The 10,377-nt window shown below is 46.2% G+C and carries 14 protein-coding genes; 12 read left to right on the top strand and 2 right to left on the bottom strand.

Annotated features, from left to right (window positions below; genetic code table 11):
• The 3 genes from BT142_RS18320 to BT142_RS18315 form a co-directional block, all read left to right on the top strand.
• Nucleotides 1-642: DUF1848 family protein (locus BT142_RS18320; RefSeq protein WP_072419592.1), on the top strand; the 642-nt coding region annotated here is incomplete at its 5' end.
• 12 nt (nucleotides 643-654) lie between these two features.
• The gene (locus BT142_RS19965; RefSeq protein ID WP_278277343.1) at nucleotides 655-786 is read left to right on the top strand and encodes a hypothetical protein; all 132 of its coding nucleotides are present in this window, start codon (nucleotides 655-657) and stop codon (nucleotides 784-786) included.
• A complete protein-coding gene (locus BT142_RS18315) occupies nucleotides 752-1,600 on the top strand; it encodes an SIR2 family NAD-dependent protein deacylase (RefSeq protein WP_072419590.1) in 849 nt (282 codons plus the stop codon). The genes BT142_RS19965 and BT142_RS18315 overlap by 35 nt, the downstream gene beginning before the upstream one ends.
• A gap of 158 nt (nucleotides 1,601-1,758) precedes the next feature.
• On the opposite strand, the gene BT142_RS18310 is transcribed toward BT142_RS18315, so the two are convergent.
• Nucleotides 1,759-2,643 carry a LysR family transcriptional regulator gene (locus tag BT142_RS18310; protein WP_072419589.1) on the bottom strand — a complete coding sequence of 295 codons (885 nt, stop codon included), beginning with the start codon at nucleotides 2,641-2,643 and terminating at the stop codon, nucleotides 1,759-1,761.
• 167 nt (nucleotides 2,644-2,810) lie between these two features.
• Here BT142_RS18310 and BT142_RS18305 point away from each other — a divergent pair, with 167 nt between their 5' ends.
• From BT142_RS18305 to BT142_RS18290, 4 genes are all read left to right on the top strand, one after another.
• On the top strand, nucleotides 2,811-3,584 hold the full coding sequence (locus BT142_RS18305; protein WP_072419588.1) for a nuclear transport factor 2 family protein: 774 nt from the start codon (nucleotides 2,811-2,813) through the stop codon (nucleotides 3,582-3,584).
• 81 nt (nucleotides 3,585-3,665) lie between these two features.
• Entirely contained in the window at nucleotides 3,666-4,283 is a 618-nt protein-coding gene (locus BT142_RS18300; RefSeq protein ID WP_072419587.1) for a 4Fe-4S binding protein, read from the top strand.
• A 4-nt stretch (nucleotides 4,284-4,287) separates the two neighbouring features.
• On the top strand, nucleotides 4,288-5,052 hold the full coding sequence (locus BT142_RS18295) for a protein-ADP-ribose hydrolase (protein ID WP_072419586.1): 765 nt from the start codon (nucleotides 4,288-4,290) through the stop codon (nucleotides 5,050-5,052).
• The gene (locus BT142_RS18290) at nucleotides 5,018-5,866 is read left to right on the top strand and encodes an SIR2 family NAD-dependent protein deacylase (protein WP_092983457.1); all 849 of its coding nucleotides are present in this window, start codon (nucleotides 5,018-5,020) and stop codon (nucleotides 5,864-5,866) included. Before BT142_RS18295 ends, BT142_RS18290 begins: the two co-directional genes overlap by 35 nt.
• A 116-nt stretch (nucleotides 5,867-5,982) precedes the next feature.
• Here the strand turns inward: BT142_RS18290 and BT142_RS18285 are convergent, their stop codons facing one another.
• Complete coding sequence (locus BT142_RS18285; RefSeq protein WP_072419584.1) at nucleotides 5,983-6,213, bottom strand: DUF6809 family protein; 231 nt, start codon at nucleotides 6,211-6,213, stop codon at nucleotides 5,983-5,985.
• 1,164 nt (nucleotides 6,214-7,377) lie between these two features.
• Here BT142_RS18285 and BT142_RS18280 point away from each other — a divergent pair.
• From BT142_RS18280 to BT142_RS18260, 5 genes are all read left to right on the top strand, one after another.
• Nucleotides 7,378-7,671 carry a helix-turn-helix domain-containing protein gene (locus tag BT142_RS18280; RefSeq protein WP_072419583.1) on the top strand — a complete coding sequence of 98 codons (294 nt, stop codon included), beginning with the start codon at nucleotides 7,378-7,380 and terminating at the stop codon, nucleotides 7,669-7,671.
• A 196-nt stretch (nucleotides 7,672-7,867) separates the two neighbouring features.
• Nucleotides 7,868-8,236, top strand: a complete 369-nt coding sequence (mobC, locus tag BT142_RS18275) for a plasmid mobilization protein (RefSeq protein WP_242872043.1) — start codon at nucleotides 7,868-7,870, stop codon at nucleotides 8,234-8,236.
• Nucleotides 8,185-9,354 (top strand): relaxase/mobilization nuclease domain-containing protein, encoded by a 1,170-nt coding sequence (locus tag BT142_RS18270; protein ID WP_084659565.1) that lies wholly within the window; start codon nucleotides 8,185-8,187, stop codon nucleotides 9,352-9,354. The genes mobC and BT142_RS18270 overlap by 52 nt, the downstream gene beginning before the upstream one ends.
• Nucleotides 9,355-9,356: 2 nt before the next feature.
• Nucleotides 9,357-9,662, top strand: a complete 306-nt coding sequence (locus BT142_RS18265; protein WP_072419581.1) for a hypothetical protein — start codon at nucleotides 9,357-9,359, stop codon at nucleotides 9,660-9,662.
• Between the two features lie 152 nt (nucleotides 9,663-9,814).
• Nucleotides 9,815-10,377: site-specific integrase (locus tag BT142_RS18260; RefSeq protein WP_175545525.1), on the top strand; the 563-nt coding region annotated here is incomplete at its 3' end.

The following is a 10,377-nucleotide window of genomic DNA, read 5'->3' as shown; positions in this document are numbered from 1 at the left end:
AAGGTAATGCAGGACTTCATCACACTTTCCGAAAAAGTCGGAGTAAACTGCGTGGGCTGGCGGTATGATCCCATATTCATTGACAGCACATATACACTTGATAGGCATATATCGGATTTTGAGCAGATGTGCAGGATGCTTTCGGGATATACTCATGTATGCGTTATCAGCTTTATTGATCTATACGAAAAGGTCAAGCGGAACTTTCCGCAGGCTCGGACGGTCACACCGCAGGAGCGTATCACCATAGGCAAGAGCTTTGCTGAGATTGGCAAACTGTACGGCATTACAATAAAAGCCTGTGCCGAAGGAACAGACCTTGCACCATACGGAGTGGATTGTGCAGGCTGCATGACACAGCAGACCTTTGAAACTGCGATAGGCAGTCATTTGAATGTGCCGAAGAAGAAATCTCAGAGAGCCGAATGTGCCTGTGTTCTCGGAACAGATATAGGCGCTTACGATACCTGCGGACACCTCTGCCGTTACTGCTACGCAAACTACAACCATGAAAATGTCAGACGGAATATGCAGCTTCATGATTCTGATTCTCCCTTTCTTGTAGGCGATTTGCAGGAGGGTGAGGTCATTCATCAGGCAAGTCAGGAAAGCTGGATAGATGCACAGCTTACTCTATTTTAGGACGGTGATACAATGAGTAAAGTGAATTATCTGATAAACTATTTGCTTTCCGAGCGTGATGATCTCGGCAGGATACAAGTCATTTTCAATGTGTTCAAGGAGGACGATCATGAAATTTACAAGAGATTACTCGGCGGAAATTGACCGTCTGAAAAAAGAAATACAGAACGCTGATGTGATCGTGATCGGTGCTGGTGCAGGGCTTTCGACTGCCGCAGGCTTTACCTATTCGGGCGAACGGTTTGAACGTTTCTTCTCTGATTTTGAAGCGAAGTACGGCTTTCACGATATGTATTCCGGCGGTTTCTTTCCCTTTGAAACGCCCGAAGAAATGTGGGCATACTGGTCACGCTTTATCTGGTGCAACCGCTATATGGATATTGATAACGGCACATACAAGCGGCTGTTCGAGCTTGTAAAGGACAAGGACTATTTCGTTATCAGCACGAATGTCGATCACCAATTTCAGAAGGCAGGCTTTGACAAGACAAGGCTTTTCTACACGCAGGGCGATTACGGATTGTTTCAATGCTCCGAGCCTTGCCACGATCAGACCTATGACAATGAAGCAATGGTCAAGGACATGATCGAGTTTCAGGATGATATGAAGATACCCACCGAACTGATACCGAAATGCCCGAAATGCGGCAAGCCCATGACGATGAATTTACGCTCCGATGATAAGTTCGTCGAGGACGAGGGCTGGCACAGAGCAGCGGAGCGTTATGATGAATTCCTGCGCCGCCATGATGGACAGCATATCCTGTTCTTAGAGCTTGGAGTGGGATATAATACACCTGTTATCATCAAGTACCCGTTCTGGAAGATGACGGCGAAGAACCCGAACGCAGTTTATGCCTGCCTGAATTTCGGTGAAGCGTATTCGCCCGATGAGATAGCGGAGCAGAGTATTCTTATCAATGGGGATATTCGTGAGGTGCTGAATGTCCTGGCTTAATATATTCGAGCCTTGCTCTCTGTTTTGAGTGCAAGGCTCATTTTATGCCAATAGGGTATACTGTCATTATGGCGCGCGCCATAATGATGATATGGACTTGTGTGGAACGGAAATCAGGTGTGCCAATAGACTACGGTCATAATGAACACTCCGTTATTTCATTCGCACTCCATTGACCGCATAAACTCAATAAACCGTTTCTCCGGCGCACCGAGTTTCTCATAGTTTTGATAGAGGAATGCTATACTGAAAGTCATATCCTCGTCCTCGATCGGAACAAAGCGGAGGTCTTTGAAAAGCTCAGTCATGGGGACGGGTATGCAGATCAATACGCCTTTGTTCTGATTGGCAAGACTGCAAAGCAGGTGCATATCTGCCGAGCGAAAAGCAATGTTCGGCTCAAATCCGTGCTCTGCTGCCTTTTCACGGACGATCTGCGGATAATAGGACTGCTCATCAAGCAGGATAAACTTTTCATTTCTCAGATCACCGAAGCAAACGCTCTTTCGCTCAGATAAGGGATTGTCCTTGTGAACGCAGAGCTGCAAATGATAGGTGCGTATCAGCGTGAACTCCGACTGTCTGCCGTGCCAATGCTCCGGCTCGGTGATAAGACCGAGGTGCGAGGGGCATTGCTGCACATACTGCATGACTTCTCTGTCAGAACGGTCAAGGATCTCAAGCTCATAGTTTGGGTATCGTTCCTTAAAATCATACAGCACATTTGGAAACAGGAAACCAAACAGCATGGGCGAATTTGCAACTGTGATCTTTCGCTCAGCGGTCAGTTCAGCTGTTATCTCTGCTTCTGTGCGGTAGAATTTTCGGACGATAGGTGCAAATCTGTCATACAAAAGCTGTCCCTCATCGGTCAGTATGCTGCCCTTTGAGGTACGGTGAAACAGCTTGCAGCCAAGCTCCGTTTCAAGATTTTGCATACACTTGCTGAGTGCCTGCTGAGAAATAAAAAGTGCTTCGGCAGCCTGCGACATTGACTTGAATTCGCTCGCCTTCACGAAATATTCGATGTGTTTGAATTCCATATGCTCGCCCCCTTATCTTCATTATACAAGGACTTTGCTACAATGTCAAGTTGTCACGCCGACAAGTTTTTGGTCATTCCCAAAAAGGAAAGACTGTGCTATACTGTAATTACAGCAAGGGAAAGTCCCTGGCACAATCAAATGACCATTATCAAGGAGGAATCATTATGACAAACATCGAAAAGGCATTAGCCCTCATCGGCACATTCGCAAGCGGTGATACTGCAACGGCAGCAGAGCTTCTTGCAGAGGGATACATTCAGCACAATCTCGCATACGGCACGGGCAGAGATGCTTTCGTCGGCTCAGTGCAGTATCTGGCATCTGCTCCCGTTAAGACCACCGTCAACAACATCAGAGCATTTGAGGACGGCGACAAGGTGTTCCTCCAGACCGTTTACAACTTTGCAGGCATGGGTGAACAGGTCGCATTTGATATTTTCCGTTTTAACGCAGAGGGAAAGATCGCAGAGCATTGGGACAACCTCACCGCAAAGGCAGCTCCGAACCCCTCCGGTCACACACAGCTTGACGGTACATCTGAGATCACAGACCTTGACAAGACCGAGGCAAACCGTGAGCTTGTAAAGAATTTCCTTTATGATGTGATGCAGGGCAACAATTCTGCTAAGACACCCGATTATTTTGACGGCGATACCTACATTCAGCACAACACAGGCATCGCAGACGGTCTGTCGGGGCTTGGTGCGGCACTGGAAGCGCTCGGCAAACAGGGTATCGCAATGATCTATGACAAGGTACATCAGGTGCTTGCACAGGGCAACTTCGTACTTGCTGTATCGGAAGGCACATTCGGCGGTGCAGCCACCTCCTACTATGATCTGTGGAGAGTGGAAAACGGCAAGATCGCAGAGCATTGGGACGTTATGGAAACGATCGCAGAAAAGGATACCTGGCAGAACGAAAACGGTAAGTTCTGATAGTATGAAAGGGTGTGCTGAATATTCGGCACACCCTTTACTGTATCGGGAAAATATGTTATACTAAAACAGGGTGATACTATGACAGCAAAAGAGTATTTTGATCTTATCGTGAAACAGATACACTCCACCGTTGTGGCAACAGTGGACGGTGACGGTCTGCCCGTGACCTGTGTGATCGACATGATGTATGCAGATGAGAACGGACTGTACTTTCTAACCGCAAAGGGAAAGAACTTCTATCAGCGGTTAAAGGACAAGGGCTATCTTGCACTTTCGGGAAAAAAGGGCGATGATACCATGAGCTGTACGGCGATCTCTGTCCGTGGCAAGGTCAGGGAGATCGGTGCAGAAATGCTCCCTCTGCTGTTTGAGAACAATCCCTATATGTTTGAGATCTATCCCACCGAGGAAAGCCGCAAGGCGCTCACAGTGTTTCAGATCTATGAGGGCAGCGGAGAGTGGTTCGACCTGTCGAAGAAGCCTATCGAGCGTGACAGCTTCACATTCGGCGGTGCAGAGATCAGGGCAAGCGGATATTTCGTGACCGATGATTGCATCAGGTGCGGTTCATGTCTGAGCGACTGTCCGCAGAGCTGTATCGAACTGAAAGAAAAAGCTGTTATCCGTCAGGAAAACTGTCTGCATTGCGGAAACTGTGCAGAGGTCTGTCCTGTGGGGGCAGTCATAAGGAGATGATCGTATGGAGAAATTAGACTTTCTGATAAACTATCTGCTGTCAGAAAGAAACGATGTTGACGGAATTGAGATACCAAACAATGATACGGATAAATTCCGCCTTTACAGAAGCCTTGTGAATATCCGCCCTGCTGTCAAGGCAGACGAGGATTATTTGCAAGCCGAGGACGAATATCTCACAGCCTTGACCGAGAGCAAGGGTATCACGGATATTGCAGATCTGTCGCCAATAGAGGACGGCATTTATCTCTGGAAAGGTGATATTACCACGCTGAAATGCGGTGCTATCGTCAATGCCGCCAATTCGGGAATGACGGGTTGCTGGCAGCCGTGTCATTCTTGTATCGACAACTGCATTCACACCTTTGCAGGGGTACGGCTTCGTTACAAGTGCGGTCAAATCATGCAGACACAAGGGCATGAAGAACCCACGGGTAAGGCAAAAATAACGCCTGCCTACAACCTGCCCTGCGGCTATGTGATACACACCGTCGGACCGATCGTAGACAGTATTCTTACAGATGAACATTGCCGTCTGCTTGAAAGCTCCTACAAAAGCTGTCTTGAGATTGCCGTGCAGAACAATGTGAAGTCGATAGCGTTTTGCTGTATCTCAACGGGCGTATTCGGATTTCCGCAGGATAAAGCGGCAGAGATCGCAGTCCGTACCGTCAGGGAGTTTCGCAAAAGCCACGATATACAGGTGATCTTCAATGTATTCAAGGAGGACGATCATGAAATTTACAAGAGATTACTCGGCGGAAACTGACCATCTGAAAAAAGAAATACAGACCGCTGATGCGATCGTCATCGGTGCAGGGGCAGGTCTTTCCACCGCCGCAGGCTTTACCTATTCGGGAGAGCGTTTGCAGAAGTATTTTGCCGATTTCGTGAAGAAATACGGCTTCCGGGATATGTATTCGGGCGGATTTTATCCCTTTGAAACACTCGAAGAAATGTGGGCGTACTGGTCGCGTTACATCTACATCAACCGCTACATGGACGTGGATAATGGCACCTACAGGCGGCTGTATGAGCTCGTAAAGGACAAGGACTATTTCGTTATCACCACGAATGTCGATCACCAGTTCCAGAAGGCAGGATTTGACAAGCACCGCCTGTTCTACACGCAGGGCGATTACGGGCTTTGGCAGTGCAGTGAGCCCTGTCACCAAAAGACCTATGACAACGAGGAAACCGTCAGGGCGATGTTTGAACAGCAGAACAACATGCGTGTTCCGTCAGAGCTTGTTCCCCGCTGCCCTGTCTGCGGAAAGCCTATGAGCATGAACCTCCGAGCAGATGACACCTTTGTCGAGGACGAGGGCTGGCACAGAGCAGCGGAGCGTTATGACGAGTTCCTGCGCCGCCATGATGGACTGCATATCCTGTTCCTTGAATTGGGTGTGGGCATGAACACGCCTGTCATCATAAAGTATCCGTTCTGGAAGATGACCTATGCAAACCCGAAGGCGGTCTATGCCTGCCTGAATTTCGGGGAAGCATATGCTCCTGATGAGATCAGAGGTCAGAGCATTTGTATCAATGGGGATATTCGTGAGGTGCTGAAAAAAACTCTATAAATGCAAGAATCCCAAACCCGTTATTATTCCGGGTTTGGGATCTTTTGCATATATGGGGCTATGCCTTCCGTACACGGTCACGGAGGACATAGCCCTTTCCTTATGCTGTGATTGTATCAGTCCTGAATCTCCTGCATCATAGTTGCACCGTCCTTGAAGCCGACCTTGTAGGCAGCTCTCATTTCAGCGGCGGCAGTCTCGCTCACGCAGTCAAGTATCTTGTGGAACACATCAATCTGCTCCTCGCTCAGCGAATCTTCAAACGGTATGCAGAGCTTGTTAAACTCATCGGAGAACTCGGCAGAGTGGATTTCACCCTGTCTGTAATTGTACATCGCATCGATCATTTGTATCTGTCCTTTCGGTTTTTTAGTGTAAAACCAACCGTCCAAACTTTACCAAATAATCGTTGTTAAGGTGTTGCTTACGGCACGCCCAATGCTATATACAAAAAACAACGATATATAAATCAATATTCCCGATAAAACATTATTATAGTTTCATCGGGAGATATTTTTATGCCAAGACAATGTATATTTATCCGATATTCAAATAAAAAAATAGTGACCCTCAATTTAAACAAATGGGTAATATCATAATTATTCTTCGATTTGCCTTAAAACAAGACAGTTGGACAAGTATTTACTTCGCGTATTCACAAAATATTTACAAAATTATTTTTCAAAAAGGGGGGTACGCAGCGTACCCCTTTTCTTTTGAAAAAATGTGATAATATGCGATATTTGAAAACCTATAAAATCAGATTACTATTAAAACCCTTGCAAATACGGGCTTTTCGATGGGGGTACACTCCGTACCTTCTTTTTTGATATGATGTGTGTTAAGATGTATTCACAACAAGGAAAAACAGCCTTTCCTGAACAGCAAATGTTTATGCAATCCTACATACTTTTTCGATCACTACTAAATGACCTATATATATGAAACGCTGTATAATGCAAAACTTGCTCACCTATCTTTTATGTAAAACGGAGAATTAATCTTGAATTACCTCATATCCACTTAATTTTCGATCTGATTTTGTACTTTCTATTGAGAGAACGTGTTGCACAAGTCTTTCGGGAAAGATTTCATGAAGAGCTCCACCCTATGAAAAATACATAAGCAACCGAAGTTAATTCTCTATCCCATTTATACGAATCGCAGATTTTTTTGCATTTTCATAAAACCGGGTTGGATTTTTAGCATTCTCGACCTCTTACCTTATGGGGGACGTTGTATGACAAGTCGAGTTACGCCCCCCTATCACCGCAACCGCATGATCTTGTAAGCCCCTGTCTCCCGAGACCAAAAGAACGGAGGTGTATGACCTTGGTCTACTAAAACAATATCTCATATCCTGCGCTGATATGTAAGCGCCCCACTAAAAGACTTCGCGCCGATCTCCAAGCATAAGAGCTATGCCGCCCGACTCTTGTGTTTAGCGCATAGTATTGAAGCCAGTCCGCCCATCTACAGCAATGTTTTGAACTACAGAAAGGAAGATGCCCATGACATTCACACAGAAGAAAGAACTTATCACACAGATAACCGAACTGCTGGAGCAGCTCATAGAAGTCGAGCCTGTGGCACCTGCCACTACTCCCGAACCGAGCGTAGACAAGACGCTCGAAATGCTCACGGTCAAAGAATGTGCCGCGCTCGTAGACGGTCTGTCCGAGCATACCGTCCGTCAATTATGCGCTCAAGACAAGGTCGCTCATGTTCGTGCGGGCGCAGGTCGAAACGTCAAGATACTTGTGAGCAAAGTATCTTTGCTGAAATATCTAGGTATCGCAGGTTGATCATCAAAAAGTAATATGGCTGTGCTTGTTTTAAAATGGGTAATATTCCCATTTAAAAAACATCATTACGCAAGTACAGAAAGAACCGGCAATTTACCGGTCTTTCATCTCAATTATGGACAAGCCCATAATTGAGCCGCTTCGGAGCTTGCACTCCGAAATGCAGGCTCGATATTATCGAGCTTCAAAAAGTAGAATGATAAAACGAAAGGACTTGATATTTATAGCAAGAAAAAATGAAACGCTCCGCCGTAAGGAGATCGTCTACACGGCGGAGGAATGGAAACAGATTGAGGATAGGGCTAAGAAATGCCATTTGAAGACCGCAACTTTCATAAGGGCGATGTCGCTCGATGGCGGGGTGACAGTTGTTAACCTGAAAGGGCTTGCACCTCTGCTGAATGGAATGAGGATTATTTCGAACAATGTGAACCAGCTCGCAAAGAAAGCGAACGAAACGAACAACATATTTGCAGCGGACGTTGAAACGCTGCGCGAGGAGGTGAGCCAGCTGTGCCGTACTGTAAGTCAGTGGGTATCCACGGTCACGTTGACAAAACCTTGAGCTACATACTTGACCCAGACAAAACCGAGGAGCTGAAATACACGACCTCCATAAATTGCATGACCGAAGCCGAGCTTGCCTATCAGCAGATGAAAGCAGTTTATGAGCAATATTCAAGGCGCAGTTACGATGCCCCTCAGTCAAAAAGCGGCAAATCCGCAGTCAAAGCTATCCACTACATTATCAGTTTTGCGGATTCGGAGAACGTCACTCCAGAACTCGCGCATAAGATAGCCAAGACTTTGGTACGAAAAAATTTTGGTGACGATGCGCAGGCGGTCATCGCAACGCACACCAACACTGACCATGTACATTGTCATATCCTCGTGAACTCCTGTTCACTGTCGGGAAAGCGGTTTTATGACAACAAGAAGTCGCTGAGGATAGTTCGTGAGAATACAAACGGGATATGCCGTGCGCTGGGTGTCACGCCTGCGCTGAACTTTGAGAATAAGGGGCGGTCGATCACTCACTATGAATGGGAGTGCAAAAAGAACGGGGTGTCGTGGAAAGAGCATATCCGTCAGTCTATCGACAGCCTGATACCTGCGGTTTCTTCGTTTGATGAACTGTTGTCCGAACTTGAAAGGCGAGGCTTTACGGTCAAGCGTGAGAAATACATTTATGTGAAAGCCCCCGGTCAGCAGAGATCGGTCAGTTTGTGGAAGCTGGGCGAGGACTACACCGAAGAATCGCTGAACTCTCGAATCTTGTGGCGCATAGTTGTAGGCGATTATGCTCTTAATGCAATGAAGAATGATCCGGATATTTACAAGCAACTGGCGGTTATCAACCAAGACGGCATCACGTCAATAGGCGATCTGGAGGGTAGAATTTCAAAGTTGACAGCTGATTACAAAGCTTTGCAGGAGCAGTTATCCAAAAAGCTGTTGATGCAGGAAGATGATGGTGAAATGTCATCTGAAATTTTGGCGCTAAAAAATTCTCTTGTGGAGAAAAAGAAAAAGATTGCGATGTACACTGATATTCGGAAAACATACTATGATATTTCTCGGGGGGACTATATCTCTAAACTTGTAGAAGAAGAAAAAATGCGCAGGGAGCAGGAGAAGAATAAGAAAACACAGAAAACCAAAAAGAAGAAAGGAAGTCGATAATTATGGCAAGGAAAATGACATTAGAATCTGCAATTAAGCAGGCACAGGAAGCTGACAAGAGAGTGAAGGAAGCTGAGAATAATATGTCTGCGGCAAAGAAAAAGCAGGCAGAGTGCTGGGCGAGGGTCGATGAGATCAAAGCCGAACAGGAGCAAGAACGGTTTAATTCTCTTGCGAAGATCGCAATTGAAAGGTTTGGTGAGAACGTTACGGCTGAGCAATTCAGGGAAATGCTTGACACTATCATGATAAATGATGAGGTCAGGGAGTATGTTGATTCAGAGAAGGCAAGGCAGAATTCAAACTGATATTTTATTGAACAAATGTTGATTTTGGCGTGTCCCGAATTATTGAAATTTCGTTAAATTTCCACACGTTATTGACTGAGCATTTAAAAAGTGCTAAAATGATACCAACGGAACACGCCATAAAATCTACACATCAAAAGGAGAGATGTTTTATGGCAACGATAACCAAAAGAGGAAATTCATATAGAATCAAGGTGTCCTGCGGATACGATATTCATGGCAAGCAGGTCATTCAGTCGAAAACGTGGAAGCCGGCTGACGGCATGAGCGCTAAGCAGATCGAGAAAGAGCTTCAGCGGCAGGTCGTTCTCTTCGAGGAAGAGTGTATGCACGGAAACGTTGTGGCAACAGTTAAGTTCGAGGAGTTTGCCCGGCAGTGGTTCAAAGACTACGCTGAGAAAAAGCTGAAAACACAGACGGTCAGGGGCTATCATTATCTTGAACCGAGGATTTACAAGGCGCTCGGACACCTGCGGCTTGACAAGATCACGCCCCGCCATGTACAGAAGTTCGTGAACGAACTATGCGAGATGAAGTGCGGCAACAACTCTGAGAAGAAGCTGTCGGCGAAAACTGTCAAGTTACATCTGTCGCTGGTGTCAACCATATTTGACTACGCTATCAAAATGCAGATGATAAAGGACAATCCCTGCAAAAACGTGACGCTCCCCTCTCCGGAGAAAAGGGAGCGCAACATCTACACCGTTGAGGAAAT

Origin of the sequence: Ruminococcus sp. YE71 (assembly GCF_900119155.1) — a bacterium.
In the GTDB taxonomy this organism is placed as follows: Bacteria; Bacillota; Clostridia; order Oscillospirales; family Ruminococcaceae; genus YE71.
The sequence above is the reverse complement of the archived record's forward strand: the minus strand, read 5'-3'. Positions and strand labels throughout refer to the sequence as shown.

Excerpts from the sequence above, each read along its gene's own strand:
- BT142_RS18315 (WP_072419590.1), top strand. The coding sequence starts at position 752 with ATGAAATTTACAAGAGATTACTCGGCGGAAATTGACCGTCTGAAAAAA.
- BT142_RS18305 (WP_072419588.1), top strand. The coding sequence starts at position 2,811 with ATGACAAACATCGAAAAGGCATTAGCCCTCATCGGCACATTCGCAAGC.
- BT142_RS18285 (WP_072419584.1), bottom strand. The coding sequence starts at position 6,213 with ATGATCGATGCGATGTACAATTACAGACAGGGTGAAATCCACTCTGCC.
- BT142_RS18310 (WP_072419589.1), bottom strand. The coding sequence starts at position 2,643 with ATGGAATTCAAACACATCGAATATTTCGTGAAGGCGAGCGAATTCAAG.
- BT142_RS18295 (WP_072419586.1), top strand. The coding sequence starts at position 4,288 with ATGGAGAAATTAGACTTTCTGATAAACTATCTGCTGTCAGAAAGAAAC.
- BT142_RS18280 (WP_072419583.1), top strand. The coding sequence starts at position 7,378 with ATGACATTCACACAGAAGAAAGAACTTATCACACAGATAACCGAACTG.
- BT142_RS19965 (WP_278277343.1), top strand. The coding sequence starts at position 655 with ATGAGTAAAGTGAATTATCTGATAAACTATTTGCTTTCCGAGCGTGAT.
- BT142_RS18265 (WP_072419581.1), top strand. The coding sequence starts at position 9,357 with ATGGCAAGGAAAATGACATTAGAATCTGCAATTAAGCAGGCACAGGAA.
- BT142_RS18300 (WP_072419587.1), top strand. The coding sequence starts at position 3,666 with ATGACAGCAAAAGAGTATTTTGATCTTATCGTGAAACAGATACACTCC.
- BT142_RS18290 (WP_092983457.1), top strand. The coding sequence starts at position 5,018 with ATGAAATTTACAAGAGATTACTCGGCGGAAACTGACCATCTGAAAAAA.
- mobC (WP_242872043.1), top strand. The coding sequence starts at position 7,868 with ATGATAAAACGAAAGGACTTGATATTTATAGCAAGAAAAAATGAAACG.